Raw genomic sequence first — 18,046 nt, forward strand, 5'->3', positions numbered from 1 at the left:
CCATGACCATGTTCCTTGCTTTCGTCCTGCTGGTTCTCGCCGGAACGATGGTGCTGTTTTTCGCGATGCTCGGTCAGTTGGCGGCGCGATTGCCGGAGCAGAGCAACGAACCGTCGGCCCAGGTCGAACCGCTGGAGAACGCCCGGTTGGGCGCCGAGTCGCTGAACTGGCCGGCGGAGTTGGCGCACCTGCGCGACCGCGAGCGCGCCCTGGTGCTGGTGCTCAGCTCCTCGTGTGCGAGCTGTGAGCAGATCGCCGCCCAGGTGCCGGGCGCGCTGGACCGTGGGGTCGACCTCAGCGTGGTGGTCTCCTGCGGGGTCCGCGAGCGCGGCGAGGACTTCATCCGCCGGCACGAGTTGGAGCGGGCCCGGCCGTACCTGGACCAGGGCGGCGCCTGGAGCACCGGGGAGTTCAACATCGACTCCAGCCCGGCGGCCCTGCTGTTCCGGCACGGTCGGCTGGACACCGCGCTGCTCTTCTGGACGCTCGACAGCGCCCTCGCCGCCACCGGCCACCTGCACTCCGCCCACTCCGCCCAGGAGGCGTGAGCGCGCCAGGACCCCGGGTGGCGTGCGACGAGGCACGCGACCCGGCAGCCCATCTCACACAGGAGGTGTCATGACCACTGCTGTCCCCAAGTCCTCGGTCAAACGACGGGGCGTGCTGCGCGGGATCGGCGCCGGCGGACTGGCCGCCGCCGTCGCGGTCTTCGCCAAGGGGTCGCCGGCCCAGGCGGCCAACTGGAACTGCTGCAGCCTCGAGTACGTGCCACCGAACATCAGCATGTCGACCTGCCTGGCGGCCAGCCACTACGTGTGGACCTGCACGTTCGGCACGGTGGGACCGATCTACCGCTGCCAGTGCTGCGAGCGCAAGCGTTCCGACGGCTCGTACAACGCCTCCGCCGGCAAGTGCACCTGCACCTCGAACTGCTGACGGCCTGACCGGGATGGAGGTCTGGATCGGCGTCGCCCTGCTGGGGGCGATCCTGCAGGGCTACAGCCCTTGAGGCGTCTCCATGGCCGGGGTCGCCGGCCCGATGTTGCGGGACGACCGGTGGGGCGGGAGTCGGTTCCTGCTCGGCCTGCTGGTCGGTGGGATCTTCGGCGCGGCGGTTCTGGCGGTCCCGTTCTACCTGCTCGCCAGCGGGATCACCGCGGTGCTGCCGGAAGCGGTGCGGGTCGGACTGGTGATCGTGGTGGCGCTGGGCTTCGGTGTGGCGGATCTGCGGCAACGCACTCCGCACGTGTGGCGGCAGGTGCCGCAGTCGCTGGCCCGGACGCTGCCTCCCGGTTCGCTGGGAGTGGTGTGGGGCTTCGACCTGGCCCTGCTGTTCACCACCCAGAAGACCACCTCGTTCCTGTGGGTGGCCCTGGCCGCGCTGGTGCTGCTGAGTCCGGCGGCGCTGCCGACGACGTTGGTCGTGGTGGCAGTCCTGGCGGTGCTGTCGATGGTGGCGCTGAGCATCCGTAAGCCGACGACGACGCCGATCGACGAGGAGAAGGGACGGAGATGGCAGGACTGGCAGAGGATCATCCGCCGGTGGTCCGGCGCGACGCTGCTGGTCGCGGCCGTGGCTCAGGCATCGCTGCTGAGCTGGGGGTGACCCCGGTCTTCCGGCCAGATCCGGCCGGTGGGCAGGTGGTCATCACGCGGTTCGAGTGCCCGTCGCGGCTCGTCCTGCTGCGGTTGGTGGTGCTGCACCTGCGGATCAAGCGGGCGGTCCGGCGACGGCTGCCCGAGCTGGTCGGCAGCCGGTTGATCGTCGACTGGGGCACCCGGACGCTGCTGAGCATCTCCGTGTGGCCGTCCCTGGAGAGCGTGTACGGGATGGGGTCGGTGCCGGAGCACGTCTCCGGGTCGCGCATCCCGGGCCGCCTCGGCGTGCGGACCACTGCCGGCTTCTTCACCTTCACCGGCGACTGGCGGCAGATCATGTTCGGCTCGCCGGTCGCCGCGCACTCACCCCTGCACGACTGCGTGCGGGACGACTGATCACGAACGGAAGTCAGAAGGAGGTAGTCATGCCCATTCCCACGGACCGCGGCCTGGTGGCGATCACCAAGGACGCCCGCGGTCGTACCGCCGTCATGGTCGGCACCAGCATCACCGACGGTCAGATCGACGGGGTGTACGCCATGCACGTCGCGCCGAAGCAGATCGTGGTGGATCCCGCGGTGCGGTTGAGCGCGGGGGAGCACGGTCAGTTCACGACCGAGCCGGTGGAGGTGTACGACAGCGGCAACGCCGTACAGATCCGTGCCCTGGATGCGACGGCCGACCTACGGCGCATGTAGGTCCGATCGTCCGACACCGCCCGGGGGCGGGAGCGCGAGGCGCTCCCGCCCCCGGTTCGTTTCCGCAGGCCCTTTTCTTGATCCACTATTAGCTTTTGCTCTTACGGACAAAAGTTGCCACCGGAACGGTTGAAGCTCTGGACAGGCGGTGCGGAACGCTCCTACTGTGTCGGACACAACACCTCGGCGTTGCGTCGATGTGAACGAGTTCGATGAAGAGGTGAACTCCCCGGTGCGGACCGTTGAGCCCCTGCACGTCCGGTTGTTGCGGTTGCTCCGCGACGAGGGGGCCGTGTCCCGGGCCGAGCTGGGTGACCGCCTCCAGATGCCCCGCCCGCGACTGTTGGCCGAGTTGGACCGGCTGGTCGCACTGGGTTACGTCGCCGAGGCCGGGCTCGCCGCCTCCCGCGGCGGGCGTCGCTCCACCCTGGTCGAGCTGAACCCGAAACTGCGCTTCGCGGCAGTCGACCTGGGCGCCAGCTCGATGGACGTCGAGGTGGTCAACGGCCGTCTCGAACCGGTGGCCCACTACGCCGAGCCGGCCGACATCCGCAATGGACCGAAAGTGACCCTGCAACGGGTCAACGAGCTGCTGCACAAGGCCCGGGTCGACGGCGCGTACGAGCGGTTGGACGCGGTGGGCATCGGTGTTCCCGGCCCGGTCAGCTTCCGCGACGGCGTCCCGGTCTCGCCGCCGATCATGCCGGGCTGGGACCGGTTTCCGGTCCGCGAACTGCTCAGCCGGGAGCACGGCTGCCCGGCGGTGGTCGACAACGACGTCAACATCATGGCGATCGGCGAGCGGCACGGCGGGGTCGCCCACTCGGTGGACGACTTCCTCTTCGTGAAGATCGGCACCGGCATCGGCTGCGGCATCTACCTGACCGGCGACGTCTACCGCGGCACCGACGGCTGCGCCGGGGACATCGGCCACATCCAGGTCGACGCGCACGGGCCGATGTGCTCGTGCGGAAACGTCGGATGTCTGGAGGCGTTGTTCAGTGGCGCCGCGCTGGCCAAGGACGCGACCGCCGCCGCCCGCAGCGGGGCGTCGCCGGCACTGGCCGAGCGGATGAGCCTGCGGGGCGTGGTGACCGCTCTGGACGTCGCCGAGGGCGCGGTCGAGGGCGACGTGACCTGTATCCAGCTGATCCGCGACGGCGGGCGGCGGGTCGGCGGGGTCCTCGCCGGCCTGGTGAGCTTCACCAACCCGTCGATGATCGTGATCGGTGGTGGGCTGGCCCAGCTCGGGCACATCCTGCTCGCCGAGATCCGCAGCGTGGTCTACCGCCGGTCACTGCCGCTGGCCACCGGCAACCTGCCCGTCGTGCTGTCCGAGCTGGGTGGTCGGGCCGGCGTCGCCGGCGCGGCCGTGCTCGCCAGCGACGTCGCCTTCGGCGAGGCCTCATGAACCTGCGGTCGTCAGGCGCGAAACCCACCGTGAGCGAGGAGGAGACTGTGGCCCAGCCCGAGGAGAACGCCGCCGTCGCCGGGGCGTCGCTGGTCGAGGCCCCCGCGGACACCGTCGCCGGCGAGGTGGTCCTGCGCCTCACCGACGTGGTCAAGACCTTCCCCGGCGTACGCGCCCTCGACGGGGTGCAGCTGGAGGTGCGTGCCGGCGAGGTGCACTGCCTGCTCGGGCAGAACGGCGCCGGCAAGTCCACCCTGATCAAGGTGCTGGCCGGGGTGCACCAACCGGATTCCGGTCTCATCGAGTGGCGGGGCGAGCCCACCAGCTTCGCCAACCCGCAGGCTGCCATGCGCGCCGGCATCGCCACCATCTACCAGGAGCTCGACCTCGTCGAGGACCTGTCGGTGGGGGAGAACGCGTTCCTGGGCCACGAGCCGCGCCGGCTGGGCTTCGTCCGTCGCGGGCAAATGGTCCGACGAACCCGCCAGATCCTCGGCCGGCTCGGGCACGGCGAGATCCACCCCAAGCGGATGGTCCGCGCGCTGCCGGCGGCCGGCAAGCAGATCGTCAGCATGGCCCGGGCGCTGTCGCACGAGGCGCGACTGATCATCATGGACGAGCCGAGCGCGGTGCTGGCGCACGACGAGGTGGGCAACCTGTTCCGGATCATCCGGGAGTTGACCGCCCAGGGCATCGCCGTCATCTACATCTCCCACCGCCTGGAGGAGATCCGCGAGATCGGCGACCGGGTCACCGTACTCAAGGACGGCCGGACCACCGCGGCGAACCTGCCGGCGCGCGACACCCCGACCCGCGACCTGGTCAGCCGGATGACCGGCCGCAGCATCGAGTACGTCTTCCCGGAGCGCCCGGCGGCCGGTCCGGCCGGCGCGGAGCTGCTCCAGGTCGAGGGGCTGACCCGGGCCGGCGAGTTCGCCGACGTGTCGCTCGATGTCCGGGCCGGTGAGATCGTCGGCATCGCCGGGCTGGTCGGCTCGGGCCGCTCCGAGCTGCTCGAGACCATCTACGGCGCCCGCCGAGCCGACGCGGGCACGGTCCGGATGTCCGGCCGGGCGTTGCGCGCGGGTGTCGGCGCGGCGGTCCGGGCCGGCATGGGCATGGCGCCCGAGGAGCGCAAGAGTCAGGCGCTGCTGCTCGGTGAGCCGATCTACCGCAACGTCACCCTCTCCACGTTCAGCCGGTACGCCCGGTTCGGTTTCACCAACGTGGCGGCCGAGCAGGCCGAGGCGAACCGGATCGCCAACGATCTCGAACTGCGCCCCCGCGACGTCCGCCGCCCGGTGCGCACCCTCTCCGGCGGCAACCAGCAGAAGGTGGTGGTGGGGCGGTGGCTGCTCGGCGACACCAAACTGCTGCTCCTGGACGAGCCGACCCGAGGCGTGGACATCGGTGCCCGCGCTGAGCTGTACCAGGTGATCCGGGGTCTGGCCGCCCAGGGCGTCGGGGTCCTGCTGGTCTCCAGCGAGGTGCCCGAGGTGCTCGGTCTGGCCGACCGGGTCCTGGTGATGCGGGAGGGCCGGGTGGTCCGCGAGGCCCTGGCCGGCGAACTCGACGAGAACACTGTGCTCGACCTCGTGATGGCGGGGTCCCTGATGGAAGGCGCACCGGCATGAGCGACGCGACTCCCACCCCCACCGCGACCCCGGAGCGCCCGCAGCTGCCGGCGCAGTCGCCGCCGGTGGATCCCGCCGAGACGGCGGTGGCCAGCGAGGCGGCGACGACCAGCAACCGGCTCTCGTGGTGGCGGGGTGACAGCGGCGAAGGTGCCCGCCGTAACCTCGGCCTCATCGGGGTGCTGGTGGTCCTGGTCATCATCGGCGCCGTGAGCCGGTGGGACCTCTACTCCAACCCGGACTGGGTGTGGGACAACACCCTCACCATCCTCAAGCTGGCCTCGGTGGTCGGCGTGGTCACCGTCGGGATGACCTTCGTCATCATCGGCGGCGGTATCGACCTGTCGGTCGGCGCGATAGTCGCGCTCTCCGCGGTCTGGGCCACCACTGTCGCCACGCAGAGCTACGGCGCCGGCGGCATGATCTTCACCGCCCTGGTCGTCGGGCTGTCGGTAGGCGTGGTCAACGGAATCCTCATCTCGTACGGCCGGCTGGTGCCCTTCATCGCCACCCTGGCGATGCTGGTGGCCGCCCGCGGTCTGGCGGCGGAGATCTCCAACAAGCAGACCCAGCTGTCCAACAACACCTTCATCAACAACATCGCCAGCGAGAAGGTGCTCGGCATCCCGCTGCTGGTCTACATCCTCGCCGCGGTGGTCGCGGCCGGTTGGGTGCTGCTCAACCGCACCACCTTCGGCCGGCGCACGGTCGCCGTCGGAGGCAACCCCGAGGCGGCCCGGCTGGCCGGCATCAACGTCCGGCGGCACACCCTGCTGCTGTACGCGCTGTCCGGCCTCTGCTGCGGCATCGCCGCCATCATGCTCACCGCGCAGGCCAACTCGGCCCAGGCGGCGACGGCAAACCTCTACGAGCTGGACGCGATCGCCGCCGCGATCATCGGTGGCACGCTGCTCAGCGGCGGGCGGGGCACGATCATCGGTTCCCTGCTCGGCGTGATCATCTTCTCGACCATCACCAACCTCTTCGCCATCAACGGCCTCTCCAGCGAGGCCCAGAACATGGTCAAGGGCGGCATCATCGTGGCGGCCGTCCTGGTCCAGCAGGTGCAGTTCCGCAGCATCACCCAGTTCCTGGGCCGCAACAGGCTCACCAGCAGCTGACCAACCACCAGCACCCGCACCACCTTGCCGCACCACCGCAGGGTCACCCGAGCATCGACGGTGACCGGATACCACGCACCCTCCACTCATCCCACCACCTGCGAACACAGGAGGTCGTCATGACCCAGCACAGTCCCGACCTGTCGCGCCGCCGAATGCTCTTCGGCGGGGTCGCGGTCGGCGCCGGCGTACTGCTGGCCGGTTGCACGAGCAACGAGTCGTCGCCCACCACCGCGCAGACCAAGGCGGCGGCGACCGGCGTCAACAACGAGCCCGGCAAGAAGGTGGTCATCGGCTTCTCCGCCCCCGCCGACGACCACGGCTGGATCGCCGCCATCACCAACAACGCCAAGGCGCAGGCCGGCGCGTACTCCGACGTGGAGCTCAAGCCCGTCGCGGCGGGTGCGGACCCGGCGGCCCAGCGGGCGGCGCTGTCCACCCTGGTGTCGCAGAAGCCCGACGTCATCGTGGTGCTGCCGCACGACGGCAAGGAGCTCAACGCGTTCGGCCTGGAGGCCATGACCGCCGGCATCCCGGTGGTCAACCTGGACCGGGCCTTCCCCGACGCCCGGGCGTACCGCCTGCAGATCAAGGGCGACAACTACGGCATGGGCGTCGCCGCGGCGACGTACATCATCGCGCAGCTCAAGGCCAAGGGCGTCAGCAACCCGATCATCGGTGAGATCCCCGGCATCGACGCGCTGGAGCTGACCCAGGAGCGGTCGAAGGGCTTCAACGACACGCTCGCCGCGAGCGGCTTCAAGGTGGCCAACCGCCGGCCGGCCGAATTCACCGTCGACTCCGGCCAGCAGGCCGCGACCGGGCTGTTCCAGGCCCTGCCGAAGATCGACGCGATCTGGAACCACGACGACGACCAGGGCGTCGGCGTGATGGCCGCGATCAACCAGTCCGGCCGCAAGGAGTTCTTCATGGTCGGCGGCGCCGGCTCGAAGAAGGCGATGGAGGACATCCAGGCGGACAACACCGTGCTGAAGGCCACCGTCACCTACAGCCCGTCGATGGCCTCCTCGGCCATCTCGCTCGCCCGCCTCATCGGCCAGGGCAAGGGCATGTCCGACCTGGTGGAACTCCAGGTGCCCAAGGAGATCGTGCTCGCCTCGGAGACGATCACGAAGGAGAACGCGAGCAGCTACCTCAAGCTCGGGTTCTGATACACGGGGGGAGACCCACCTTGTCCACGACAGACAGAGAACTGCGGATCGGCATGGTCGGATACGCGTTCATGGGCGCCGCGCACTCACAGGCGTGGCGCACGGTGAACCGCGTCTACGACCTGCCGGCACGAGCCAGGATGTCGCTGATCTGCGGCCGCGACACACCGAAGGTGGCCGAGGCCGCCGACCGGCTCGGCTGGGACGCGTACACGACGGACTGGCGCGACGTGATCAACTCCGACGAGATCGACGTGGTTGACATCTGCACACCCGGCGACAGTCACGCCGAGATTGCCCTCGCCGCACTCGCCGCCGGCAAGCACGTCCTGTGCGAGAAGCCGCTGGCCAACACAGTGGCGGAGGCACGGGCGATGACCGCCGCGGCGGACACCGCCCGCGCCTCCGGGGTGCGCTCGATGTGCGGGTTCAACTACCGCCGGGTCCCCGCGGTCACGATGATGCGCCAGATGGTCGCCGACGGACGACTCGGGGTGATCCGGCACGTCCGAGCGACGTACCTGCAGGACTGGATCGTGGATCCGCAGTTCCCGCTGGTCTGGCGGTTGCAGAAGGACAGGGCGGGCTCCGGCGCGCTCGGTGACATCGGTGCGCACATCATCGACCTGACGCAGTTCGTCGTCGGCCAGCGGATCACCGGCGTCAGCGCGGTCACCGAGACGTTCGTCAAGGAGCGGCCGTTGCCGGCCGAGTCGAGCGGTCTCGCGGCCACCGTGGACGGCGGCTCGGCGCCCACCGGGCCGGTCACCGTCGACGACGCCGCGATCTTCGTGGCCCGGCTCGACGGTGGCGCCCTGGCGACGTACGAGGCGAGCCGTTTCGCCACGGGCCGCAAGAACGCCCTCCGAGTCGAGATCAACGGCTCGCTGGGCAGCGTGGTCTTCGACCTGGAGCGTCTCAACGAGTTGGAGTTCTACGACGCCACCCGGCCTACCCTGGAACAGGGCTTCAGCCGGATCCTGGTGACCGAGGGCGACCACCCGTACATGTCGGCGTGGTGGCCGCCCGGCCACATCATCGGCTACGAGCACTCCTTCACCCACCAGATGCGCGATCTCATCGAGGCGATCGCCACCGGCACCGACCCGGCGCCCTCCTTCGCCGACGCGTTGCAGGTTCAGCTCGTGCTGGACGCGGTGACCCGTTCGGCGGACGTCGGTTCCTCCTGGACCGACGTGGAACCGGCGCTGACCGCGGTGGCCGTCTGACCCCCTGACCATCCGCGACGGCGGTGCTCGCGCCGCCGTCGCCCGACCGGCTTTCCGGAGCCGACCGGCGAGGGACCGACAGCGGTTTGCGCCCCGCGGTCGGGACGAGGTCGGCTCCGGAGAGTGTGCAGCCGGGCCGTGTGGCCCGGTGGCGCACGAGCAGGACGGTCGTCCGGTGCGACCGGACCGGGATTCCCCGGCCGCACCGGAGGACCGCCACCATCCCCGGCGATCCGGAGGACCCGATGACACCGCCCGCCGCTGCCCCCACCCGTCCCGCCTCGGTACGCCGCCCTGCGACGGACCGCACCTCGGTCGACGATCCGGTGGGCACGGCAACCTGAGACGTCCGGTCGGGGCACGCCAACGCCCCAGTCGGATGCGGGGGAGGCAGGGTCGAGACGCCGACCGACCCTGCCTGCCAGCCCCGTCTGCCCGCACCCGTACCGGTAACCGGTCCGTCGTCGTCGCCGCCGACGCCGACGCCGGATCCGGTGTCGTTCCGGTACGGGTCGGGCGGGCGGGGCCCATCCGCTCAAGGCCGTAGCTTTTCGAAAAATATTCTGATATTCCTATATTTAAATCGAACCGACGGTTCCTCCTGGATGGGAAGGAGCACCATGCGAACGGGTGTCTGGCTGGTAGGAGCACGCGGTTCGGTCGCGACCACCAGCATCGTCGGAGGGCTCGCGCTGCGGGCCGGCCTGGCCGGGCCGACCGGCTGCGTCACCGAGTTGCCGGATCTGCGCGGTCCCGCCCTCCCGTCCTTCGCGGACCTGGTCTTCGGAGGCCACGACGTGGCCTCCACCCCGTTGAGCAAGCGCGCCGAGGCCCTCGCCGACACCGGTGTGATACCCGGTCGGCTGGTCGCCGCGCTCCCCGACGAGCTGGCCGCCGTCGAGCAGGAACTGCGTCCGGCCCCGCTCGGCGGCACCCAGGCCGACCGGGTCGCGACCACCGTGGGTGACCTCACATCCTTCCGGGAGCGCAACCGTCTGGACCGCGTGGTCGTGGTCAACGTCTCCGCCACCGAACCAGCGCCTCGACCGCACCCCGGGCACGCCGACCCGGTCGCGCTGCGCGCCGCGCTCGCCGGACCGGACGAGGTGCTGCCGCCCAGCTCCCTGTACGCGTACGCGGCGCTGCTGGCCGACTGCCCGTACGTCGACTTCACCCCGTCCACCGGGCTGCGGTTGCCGGCGCTGGCCGCGTTGGCCGAAGAGCTGCGCCTGCCGTACGCCGGGCACGACGGCAAGACCGGTGAGACCCTGGTCAAGTCGGTCCTCGCGCCGATGTTCGCGATGCGCAACCTCGCGGTGCGCTCCTGGTCCGGGATGAACCTGCTCGGCGGCGGCGACGGCGCCACCCTCGCCGACCCGGCCGCCAACGCGGCCAAGGTGCAGAGCAAGCAACGCGTGCTCGGCGAGACGCTGGGCTACGTCCCGCAGGGCAACACCCGCATCGAGTACGTCGAGGAGCTGGGCGACTTCAAGACCGCCTGGGATCTGATCACGTTCGCCGGCTTCCTCGGCACCGGGATGCGGATGGAGTTCACCTGGCACGGCTGCGACTCCGCGCTGGCCGCGCCGCTGGTGCTCGACCTGGCGCGGCTCACCGCCGCCGCGCACGCCGCCGGGCAGGTGGGGCCGCTGGCCGACCTGGGTTTCTTCTTCAAGGACCCGCTCGGTGCGCCCACCCACTCGCTGGCCGAGCAGTGGGCCCGGCTGACCGACTTCACCCAGCGGTTGCACGCCGGCCTGGACGGTGGCCATGACCACGCTGGCTGACGTGGCCGAGCTGGTCCGGGCACCGGCAGCGCTCTCGGTCCCCGGTGACGTGGTTGCCGGCGCGGCGGCCGCCGGCGCGTTGGGCCCGCGTACCCCCGCCCTCGCCGGCGCGTCGGTGCTGCTCTACTGGGCCGGCATGGCCGCCAACGACTGGGCCGACCGGGAGCTGGACGCCGTCGAACGCCCCGAGCGACCGATCCCCAGCGGCCGGGTCACCCCGGCCGCCGCGCTGGGCCTCGCGGCCGGCCTCACCGCCGCCGGCGTGGGCCTGGCCGCCGCCGTGGGCGGTCGCCGCGCGGCCGCGCTCGCGGTGCCGCTGGCCGCCAGCATCTGGGGGTACGACCTGCTGGCCAAGAACACCGCCGCCGGCCCCGCCGTGATGGCCGCCTGCCGAGGGCTGGACGTGCTGCTGGGCGCCTCCGGCGGCCACCTGTGGCGGGCGCTTCCCTCGGCGGCGACCGTGGCGGCCCACACCTGGACGGTCACCACCCTGTCCCGGCGCGAGGTCACCGGCGCGGACGCGGCCCTGCCGATGCGCACACTGGCCGGCACCGCCCTGGTCGCCGCCAGCGCCGCCGTCGCCGTCCCCGGCGCCCGTCGCGCTGCCGTCCCCGGCGCCCGTCGCGCTGCCGTCCCCGGCACCGAAGCTGCCAGCGCTGGCGGGGCTGCCAGTGCTGCCAGCGCCGACGGGCGGGCCGAGGTGAGCGCGGGCCGGGCCCGGGCGGCGGGAGTCGCCGCCGCACTGCCCGCGCTGCTGGCCGGGTGGTACGCCGCCCGCTACGGCGCCGCCCAGGCCCAGGTCGTCCGGGATCCCTCGGCCGGGAAGGTCCGCGCGGCCGTCGGCGCGGGGATCACCGGCCTGCCCGCCCTGCAGGGGGCGCTTACCGCACGTGGCGGCGCCAGTCTGCTCGGGCTGGCCGTCGCGGCGGCGGCGCCGCTGGGCCGTCGGCTGGCCCGGAAGGTCTCCCCGACATGACCGTGCCCCGGCCCCGACCCGCGCAGCCCGGAACCGCGCAGCCCGAGACCGCGCAGCCCGGAACCGCGCAGCCCGGAACCGCGCAGTCCGGCAACTGGACTGTCGAGCCGTCGAGCGCCGACGCGACGGCGCTGCGCCTCGGGTACGGCACGAACGGCTTCGCCAACCACCGGCTCGACGACGCGCTCGCCGTCCTCGCCGACCTCGGCTACGACGGCGTGGCGCTCACGCTGGACCACGACCACCTGGACCCGTTCGCACCCGGGCTCACCCGCCGGATCGCGGCGGTCGCCCGGCGGCTGGACGCGCTGGGTCTGGGGGTGGTGATCGAGACCGGTGCCCGCTATCTGCTCGACCCGTGGCACAAGCACGCACCGACGCTGCTGCACGACGACCCCACCCGGCGGATCGAGTTCCTGCGCCGGGCGGTGCGGATCGGCGCCGACCTGGGAGCCGAGGCGGTCTCGTTCTGGGCCGGTGTGCGGCCCGAGACGGTGTCACAGCAGTGCGCCTGGGACCGGCTGGTCGCCGGCTGCGCCAGCGTGGTCGACGCCGCCGACAGCGCGGGCGTCACCCTCGGCTTCGAGCCGGAGCCGGGCATGCTGGTCGAGAGCATCACCGACTGGCGTCGACTGCACGCGGCGCTCGACGCGCCGGCCCGCTTCGGCATCACCCTCGACATCGGCCACTGCCGGTGCCTGGAGCCGTGGCCGGTGCCGCGGTGCGTCGCCGAGGTGGCCGACCACCTGGTCAACGTGCAGATCGACGACATGCGCCGGGGTGTGCACGAGCACCTGGAGTTCGGCACCGGTGAGATCGACTTCCCGCCGGTGCTGGCGGCCCTGGCCGAGGCCGGCTACCGCGGGCTGGTCGCCGTCGAGTTGCCCCGCGACTCGCACGCCGCACCGGCGGTCGCCGCCCGCTCGATCGAGTTCCTGCGCGCCGCCGCCACCGCCGCGGCAAAGACCGGCGCGCGGCGCGTCGAGGACGAGGCACCCGCCGACGCCCTTTGCTCTGCTTCAACGGAGGCGACAGCGGGCGTCCGATATCCGGACACCGACCGTCGCGTGGAGTGAAGCAGAGCAAAGGGTGTGCCAGGGTGCCCGTCAGCCACACGAGGGGACCAGCAGCACAAGGGGAGGAGACGGGATGACACCGGATTCACTACGGGCCGCGCTGCGGGGCGTACCCGATCCCGACTGGCTGGACGAGGCGCTGCGGCAGGTCGCGGCCGAGCCCACCGCGATCGCCCGGCTCTTTCCCGCCGTCGGTCGGCGGTGCGGTCGGGCCGCGTTGCCCGACGCCCCCGGCTGGACCGCCGACGACGCGGCCCGGGTGCTGCTGCTCACCGCCCTGCCCGGCGAGCACGCCTCGTACGCCGAGAACCTCTACCAGCACGGTGACGCGGCCGAGCGGCGGGCCGTGCTGCGGGCCCTGCCACTGCTGCCGATCGGCGCCGCCGGGGTGCCGCTGCTGCACGACGCGATCCGGACCAACGACACCCGGCTGGTCGCCGCCGCCCTCGGCCCGTACGCCCGGCACCTCGATGAGGCCGCCTGGCGGCAGGCGGTGCTCAAGTGCGTGTTCAGCGGCGTGCCGTTGGCAGTGGTCGCCGACCTGGAGACCCGCGCCGACGGGGAGCTGGCCGCGATGCTGGCCGCGCTCACCGCCGAGCGGCACGCCGCCGGCCGGGAGATGCCCGCCGACGCCACCGACCTGCTCGACCGGCTCACCGCCGCACTGCCCCGGGAGGCGTGAATGCGCATCTTCGACCCCCACATCCACATGACCTCACGCACCACCGACGACTACGAACGGATGGCCGCCGCCGGGGTCCGCGCGGTGGTGGAACCGGCGTTCTGGCTGGGCCAGCCGCGCACCAGCGCCGCCTCGTTCGTCGACTACTTCGACTCGCTCATCGGCTGGGAGCCGTTCCGGGCCGGGCAGTTCGGGGTGCGGCACCACGCCACCATCGCGCTCAACCCCAAGGAGGCCAACGACCCGCGCTGCCGCCCGGTGCTCGACCTGCTGCCCCGCTACCTGGACAAGGACGCGGTCGTGGCGGTCGGCGAGATCGGGTACGACTCGATGACCCCGGAGGAGGACGAGGCGTTCGCCGCGCAGCTCGCCCTGGCCGTGGCGTACGACCTGCCGGCGCTGGTGCACACCCCGCACCGGGACAAGGCGCGCGGCTGCGAGCGCACCCTCGCCGTGGTCGCCGAATCCGGCATCGACGCCGGTCGCGTGGTCGTCGACCACCTCAACGAGGTGACCGTCAAGCTCGTGCGGGACAGCGGCTGCTGGCTGGGTTTCTCCATCTACCCGGACACGAAGATGACGCCGCAGCGGATGGTCGAGTTGCTGCGCGAGTACGGCACGGAACGGATGCTGGTCAACTCGGCAGCCGACTGGGGTCGCTCCGATCCGCTGTTGACCCGGGCAACCGGCGAGGCGATGCTGCTCGCCGGGTTCAGCGACGACGACGTCGACCGGGTGCTGTGGCGCAACCCCGTGGAGTTCTACGGCCAGTCCGGTCGGCTCGACCTGAGCGACCTCGACGTCACCGCCGTGGACCCGCAGACCGGCAACTCGATCCTGCGCGGCGGCAGCTGATGCGGCTGCGACATTCCGGCGGCGACACCGTCCATCTCGGCTACTGCACCAACGTGCACCCCGCCGAGGACCTCGCCGGCATCCTCGGTCAACTGGACACGTACGCCGTGCCGGTGCGGGAGGCGCTCGGCAGCGACCTGCTCGGCCTGGGCCTGTGGCTGGCCGCCCCGGTCGCCGCCGAGCTGGCCGCCGACCCGGCGCTGCGCCTGCGGCTGCGCGCCGAGCTGGACGCGCGCGGTCTGGAGGTGGTCACCCTCAACGGCTTCCCGTACGCGGCCTTCCAGGCGCCGGTGGTCAAGCAGGACGTGTACCACCCGGACTGGACCACCGAGCAGCGGCTGGCGTACACGCTGGATCTGGCCCGGGTGCTCGCCGACCTGCTGCCCGACGACGCGGCCCGGGGCTCGATCTCCACCCTGCCGCTGGCCTGGCGGCGGCCCTGGGACACCGGGCGGGCCGACGCCGCCCGCCGTCGGCTGGACCAGCTCGCCGCCGGTCTGGCCGCCGTGCAGCGCGACACCGGCCGCGAGGTGCGGGTCGCCTTCGAACCGGAGCCCGGCTGCGTGGTGGAGAGCACCGGGCAGGCGGCCGCGCTGTTGGACGGCATCGACACCGACCGGCTGGGTGTCTGCGTCGACCTGGCCCACCTGGCGTGCGCCTGGGAGGAGCCGGCCGAGGCGTTGGAACGACTGCGGACGGCGGGGCTGCCGGTGGTGAAGGTGCAGGTCTCCGCCGCCGTCGAGGCGGCCGACCCGGCCGGCGGCGCGGACGCGCTGCGCCGCTGGGTGGAGCCGCGCTTCCTGCACCAGACCCGGAGCGCCGGTTGCGCCGGTCTGGCCGACCCGGCCGACGCGGCGTACGCGGCCGACGACCTGGACGAGGCGTTGGACCGGGCGCTGCCCGGCCCGTGGCGGGTGCACTACCACGTGCCGCTGCACGCCCCACCGGAGGAACCGCTCGGCTCGACCCTGCCCGTCCTGCGCGCCGCGCTGAGAGCGCTCTACAGCGGGCCGACCGCCGGGTGCGACCACCTCGACGTCGAGACGTACACCTGGGGGGTTCTACCGGCCGCGCGGCGGCCGGGCACCGACGCGGAGCTGGCCGCCGGCATCGCCGCCGAGCTGGCCTTCGCCCGAGACGAACTGGTCGGCCTCGGGCTGACCCCGGAACGCACAGTGAGCGCGGGAGAGACGCGATGAGCCGACGACTTGTGGTACTCGACGTGGTGGGGCTGACCCCCCGCCTGCTGGCGCACATGCCTCGGCTGCGCGGTGTCGCCGACGGCGGCTTCCGGGCCGAACTGGGCACCGTGCTGCCGGCGGTGACCTGCTCGGTGCAGTCCACCTTCCTCACCGGCGAACAGCCCAGCGGGCACGGGATCGTCGGCAACGGCTGGTACTTCCGGGAGCTGGGCGAGGTGTTCCTGTGGCGCCAGCACAACGCGCTGGTCGGCGGGGACAAGCTCTGGCAGGCGGCGCGGCGGGCCGAACCGGGCTACACGGTGGCCAACGTCTGCTGGTGGTACGCCATGGGCGCGGACGTCGACTGGACCGTCACGCCGCGACCGGTGTACTACGCCGACGGCCGCAAGGAGCCGGACTGCTACACCGACCCGCCGGAGCTGCACGACGCGCTCACCGGGCGGCTGGGCACCTTCCCGCTGTTCACCTACTGGGGGCCGACCGCCGGGCTGCCGTCGTCGAAGTGGATCTGCCAGGCGGCCGAGCAGATCCTGGCCGACGTGTCACCCGACCTGACCCTGGTCTACGTCCCCCACCTGGACTACGACCTGCAACGCTTCGGCCCCTCGTCGGCCCAGGCCGCCGCCGCCGCGGCCGAGTTGGACGCGGTGCTCGGCCCGCTGCTGGACGCCGCGCGGGCCCGCGACGCGACAGTGGTGGTGCTCTCGGAGTACGGCATCACCGACGTGTCCCGGCCGGTGGACGTCAACCGGCTGCTGCGTGCCGAAGGGCTGCTGCGGGTGCACACCCAGGCCGGCATGGAGTACCTCGACCCGTGGACGTCGAAGGCGTTCGCGGTCGCCGACCACCAGGTCGCGCACGTCTACGTCAAGGATCCGGCCGACGTGCCGGCGGTGGCGAAGCTCTGCGCCGGGCTGCCCGGGGTGGCCGAGGTGCTGGACGCCGACGGCAAGGCCGCGTACGGGCTGGACCACCCGCGCGCCGGCGAGCTGGTGCTGGTGGCCGAGCCGGACTCCTGGTTCACCTACTACTACTGGCTCGACGACGCCCGCGCGCCGGACTTCGCCCGGCTGGTCGAGATCCACCGCAAGCCGGGGTACGACCCCGCCGAGCTGTTCTTCGACCCGGCCAACCCCGGCGCCGCGAAGGCTCGGGCCGGGGTGGCGCTGGCCCGCAAGAAGCTCGGCATGCGCTACCTGATGAGCGCCGTCGGCCTGGACGCCGGCGCCCGGGCGGTGCGCGGCTCGCACGGGCGGCTGCCCAGCGACCCGGCGGACGCCCCGGTGCTGCTCTGTTCCGACAGGTCCGCTGCCCGGGACCGGGTGGCGGCCACCGAGGTGAAGGCGCTGCTGCTGGAGTTGGCCGGGTTGGCCAACGGTGACGGTGGCCGGTCCGGGGTGGGATCGTGACGGCCACCGTCGCTCCGGCGGACGCGAGCAGGCTGCGGGCGCGCTTCGACGCGGAGCTGGCCGCCTTCCTCGAACGGCAGGGCCCCGACTGGCCCGACGGAGCGCCGCGCGGGGTGTTCACCGCGCTGCAACGGTTCGTGCTGGCCGGCGGGAAGCGGCTGCGTCCGCTGTTCTGCTACTGGGGCTGGCGCGCTGCCGGGGCCGCCGACGGCCGCCCGATCGTGGTGGCCGCGGCGGCGCTGGAGCTGTTCCACGCGTTCGCGCTCATCCACGACGACATCCTGGACGGCAGCGACCGCCGCCGGGGCGAACCGTCGGTGCACCGCCTCTTCGCCGACCTGCACGCCCGCTCGTCGTGGCGTGGCGACCCCGAGGCGTACGGGCGCAACACCGCCCTGCTCTGCGGGGACCTCTGCGCGGCCTGGTCGGATCAGATGTTCCACGAGTGCGGGCTGGCCACCGAGCAGGTGCACCGGGGCTACGCCGTGTTCGCGCTGATGCGTACCGAGGTGATCGCGGGGGAGTACCTCGACCTGGTCTCCGGGGTGGGTGACGGTTCGGTGGCCAGCGCGCTCACCGTGATCCGGATGAAGGCGGCCCGGTACACGGTCACCCGGCCGTTGCAGATCGGCGCGGCGCTGGCCGGGGCGGGGCCGGAGCTGATCGCGGCTCTCGGCGAGTTCGGTGATCCGTTGGGCGACGCGTTCCAGCTCCGCGACGACGTGTTGGGCGTCTTCGGTGATCCGGCGGTCACCGGCAAGTCGGTCCTGGACGACCTGCGCGAGGGTAAGCCCACGGTGATGATGGCGCTGGCCCGCAGCGCCGCCGACCGGTCGCAGACCGTCCGGCTGCGCGAGCTGTTCGGCAATCCGAAGTTGGACGCGGACGGCGCGGTCGAGCTGCGCGAGATCATCGAGGCCACCGGCGCGCGGGACCGGATCGAGCAGATGATCAGGATTCGTAAGGAAGCCGCGACGGGAGCGCTGGCGGCGGTCCCGCTCCCGGATTCGGTACGGGCGGCGTTGGTGGGGTTGGCCAGTCAGGTGACCGGTCGGCAGTCCTGACGTGTCGGCGTCGCGTGCCGCCCCTCGGTGCGTGCGCCAAGCGGGCGACGGCCTGACCCCTCCGGCGCCGGCAGCGGCGTCTGAGGAACAGGACCACATGGTCCAGCAACAAGTCCGTCGGCTCTTCGGCA

Annotated in this window: 18 protein-coding genes; all 18 read left to right on the forward strand. The window is 72.2% G+C overall.

Translation table 11 applies throughout. The features are described 5' to 3' along the window. The first annotated feature begins 2 nt into the window (after positions 1 to 2). The 18 genes from AB0B39_RS32280 (at position 3) to AB0B39_RS32365 (ending at position 17,915) form a co-directional block, all read left to right on the forward strand. Positions 3 to 548 (forward strand): hypothetical protein, encoded by a 546-nt coding sequence (locus tag AB0B39_RS32280; protein ID WP_234588897.1) that lies wholly within the window; start codon positions 3 to 5, stop codon positions 546 to 548. 70 nt (positions 549 to 618) lie between these two features. After that, positions 619 to 936, forward strand: coding sequence for a hypothetical protein (locus AB0B39_RS32285; RefSeq protein WP_234588899.1), 318 nt, complete (start codon positions 619 to 621; stop codon positions 934 to 936). Between the two features lie 82 nt (positions 937 to 1,018). After that, positions 1,019 to 1,606: a hypothetical protein gene (locus tag AB0B39_RS32290; protein ID WP_234588902.1), complete on the forward strand. Its 588-nt coding sequence runs from the start codon at positions 1,019 to 1,021 to the stop codon at positions 1,604 to 1,606. A 35-nt stretch (positions 1,607 to 1,641) separates the two neighbouring features. Continuing rightward, a complete protein-coding gene (locus tag AB0B39_RS32295; RefSeq protein WP_357576173.1) occupies positions 1,642 to 1,995 on the forward strand; it encodes a hypothetical protein in 354 nt (117 codons plus the stop codon). Positions 1,996 to 2,024: 29 nt separating this feature from the next. Then, positions 2,025 to 2,297: a hypothetical protein gene (locus tag AB0B39_RS32300; protein WP_234588906.1), complete on the forward strand. Its 273-nt coding sequence runs from the start codon at positions 2,025 to 2,027 to the stop codon at positions 2,295 to 2,297. A gap of 232 nt (positions 2,298 to 2,529) precedes the next feature. Continuing rightward, a complete protein-coding gene (locus AB0B39_RS32305; protein ID WP_357496324.1) occupies positions 2,530 to 3,708 on the forward strand; it encodes an ROK family protein in 1,179 nt (392 codons plus the stop codon). Continuing rightward, positions 3,705 to 5,342 carry a sugar ABC transporter ATP-binding protein gene (locus AB0B39_RS32310; protein ID WP_357576174.1) on the forward strand — a complete coding sequence of 546 codons (1,638 nt, stop codon included), beginning with the start codon at positions 3,705 to 3,707 and terminating at the stop codon, positions 5,340 to 5,342. The genes AB0B39_RS32305 and AB0B39_RS32310 overlap by 4 nt, the downstream gene beginning before the upstream one ends. Beyond that, entirely contained in the window at positions 5,339 to 6,463 is a 1,125-nt protein-coding gene (locus AB0B39_RS32315) for an ABC transporter permease (protein WP_234588911.1), read from the forward strand. Before AB0B39_RS32310 ends, AB0B39_RS32315 begins: the two co-directional genes overlap by 4 nt. A 119-nt stretch (positions 6,464 to 6,582) precedes the next feature. Then, positions 6,583 to 7,635 (forward strand): substrate-binding domain-containing protein, encoded by a 1,053-nt coding sequence (locus tag AB0B39_RS32320; RefSeq protein ID WP_357576175.1) that lies wholly within the window; start codon positions 6,583 to 6,585, stop codon positions 7,633 to 7,635. Between the two features lie 20 nt (positions 7,636 to 7,655). Beyond that, positions 7,656 to 8,864 carry a Gfo/Idh/MocA family oxidoreductase gene (locus AB0B39_RS32325; protein ID WP_234588915.1) on the forward strand — a complete coding sequence of 403 codons (1,209 nt, stop codon included), beginning with the start codon at positions 7,656 to 7,658 and terminating at the stop codon, positions 8,862 to 8,864. 620 nt (positions 8,865 to 9,484) lie between these two features. Continuing rightward, positions 9,485 to 10,651, forward strand: a complete 1,167-nt coding sequence (locus AB0B39_RS32330) for an inositol-3-phosphate synthase (protein WP_357576176.1) — start codon at positions 9,485 to 9,487, stop codon at positions 10,649 to 10,651. Next, on the forward strand, positions 10,635 to 11,627 hold the full coding sequence (locus AB0B39_RS32335; protein WP_357576177.1) for an SCO3242 family prenyltransferase: 993 nt from the start codon (positions 10,635 to 10,637) through the stop codon (positions 11,625 to 11,627). Before AB0B39_RS32330 ends, AB0B39_RS32335 begins: the two co-directional genes overlap by 17 nt. Next, on the forward strand, positions 11,624 to 12,703 hold the full coding sequence (locus AB0B39_RS32340) for a sugar phosphate isomerase/epimerase family protein (RefSeq protein ID WP_357576178.1): 1,080 nt from the start codon (positions 11,624 to 11,626) through the stop codon (positions 12,701 to 12,703). Before AB0B39_RS32335 ends, AB0B39_RS32340 begins: the two co-directional genes overlap by 4 nt. 73 nt (positions 12,704 to 12,776) lie before the next feature. Then, a complete protein-coding gene (locus tag AB0B39_RS32345) occupies positions 12,777 to 13,385 on the forward strand; it encodes an EboA domain-containing protein (RefSeq protein WP_357496337.1) in 609 nt (202 codons plus the stop codon). Further along, positions 13,386 to 14,240, forward strand: coding sequence for a TatD family hydrolase (locus AB0B39_RS32350; RefSeq protein WP_234584380.1), 855 nt, complete (start codon positions 13,386 to 13,388; stop codon positions 14,238 to 14,240). Further along, positions 14,240 to 15,439 carry a metabolite traffic protein EboE gene (gene eboE, locus AB0B39_RS32355; RefSeq protein WP_357576179.1) on the forward strand — a complete coding sequence of 400 codons (1,200 nt, stop codon included), beginning with the start codon at positions 14,240 to 14,242 and terminating at the stop codon, positions 15,437 to 15,439. The genes AB0B39_RS32350 and eboE overlap by 1 nt, the downstream gene beginning before the upstream one ends. Next, positions 15,436 to 16,851: a nucleotide pyrophosphatase/phosphodiesterase family protein gene (locus tag AB0B39_RS32360; protein ID WP_234584382.1), complete on the forward strand. Its 1,416-nt coding sequence runs from the start codon at positions 15,436 to 15,438 to the stop codon at positions 16,849 to 16,851. The genes eboE and AB0B39_RS32360 overlap by 4 nt, the downstream gene beginning before the upstream one ends. Then, positions 16,848 to 17,915, forward strand: coding sequence for a polyprenyl synthetase family protein (locus AB0B39_RS32365; RefSeq protein ID WP_357496343.1), 1,068 nt, complete (start codon positions 16,848 to 16,850; stop codon positions 17,913 to 17,915). Before AB0B39_RS32360 ends, AB0B39_RS32365 begins: the two co-directional genes overlap by 4 nt. The last annotated feature ends 131 nt before the right edge of the window (positions 17,916 to 18,046 follow it).

The sequence above is a fragment of the Micromonospora sp. NPDC049114 genome, from assembly GCF_040648635.1.
GTDB lineage: Bacteria > Actinomycetota > Actinomycetes > Mycobacteriales > Micromonosporaceae > Micromonospora.

Excerpts from the sequence above, each read along its gene's own strand:
- AB0B39_RS32310 (WP_357576174.1), top strand. The coding sequence starts at position 3,705 with ATGAACCTGCGGTCGTCAGGCGCGAAACCCACCGTGAGCGAGGAGGAG.
- AB0B39_RS32330 (WP_357576176.1), top strand. The coding sequence starts at position 9,485 with ATGCGAACGGGTGTCTGGCTGGTAGGAGCACGCGGTTCGGTCGCGACC.
- AB0B39_RS32280 (WP_234588897.1), top strand. The coding sequence starts at position 3 with ATGACCATGTTCCTTGCTTTCGTCCTGCTGGTTCTCGCCGGAACGATG.
- AB0B39_RS32350 (WP_234584380.1), top strand. The coding sequence starts at position 13,386 with ATGCGCATCTTCGACCCCCACATCCACATGACCTCACGCACCACCGAC.
- AB0B39_RS32285 (WP_234588899.1), top strand. The coding sequence starts at position 619 with ATGACCACTGCTGTCCCCAAGTCCTCGGTCAAACGACGGGGCGTGCTG.
- AB0B39_RS32335 (WP_357576177.1), top strand. The coding sequence starts at position 10,635 with ATGACCACGCTGGCTGACGTGGCCGAGCTGGTCCGGGCACCGGCAGCG.
- eboE (WP_357576179.1), top strand. The coding sequence starts at position 14,240 with ATGCGGCTGCGACATTCCGGCGGCGACACCGTCCATCTCGGCTACTGC.
- AB0B39_RS32315 (WP_234588911.1), top strand. The coding sequence starts at position 5,339 with ATGAGCGACGCGACTCCCACCCCCACCGCGACCCCGGAGCGCCCGCAG.
- AB0B39_RS32360 (WP_234584382.1), top strand. The coding sequence starts at position 15,436 with ATGAGCCGACGACTTGTGGTACTCGACGTGGTGGGGCTGACCCCCCGC.
- AB0B39_RS32345 (WP_357496337.1), top strand. The coding sequence starts at position 12,777 with ATGACACCGGATTCACTACGGGCCGCGCTGCGGGGCGTACCCGATCCC.
- AB0B39_RS32320 (WP_357576175.1), top strand. The coding sequence starts at position 6,583 with ATGACCCAGCACAGTCCCGACCTGTCGCGCCGCCGAATGCTCTTCGGC.
- AB0B39_RS32290 (WP_234588902.1), top strand. The coding sequence starts at position 1,019 with ATGGCCGGGGTCGCCGGCCCGATGTTGCGGGACGACCGGTGGGGCGGG.
- AB0B39_RS32300 (WP_234588906.1), top strand. The coding sequence starts at position 2,025 with ATGCCCATTCCCACGGACCGCGGCCTGGTGGCGATCACCAAGGACGCC.
- AB0B39_RS32340 (WP_357576178.1), top strand. The coding sequence starts at position 11,624 with ATGACCGTGCCCCGGCCCCGACCCGCGCAGCCCGGAACCGCGCAGCCC.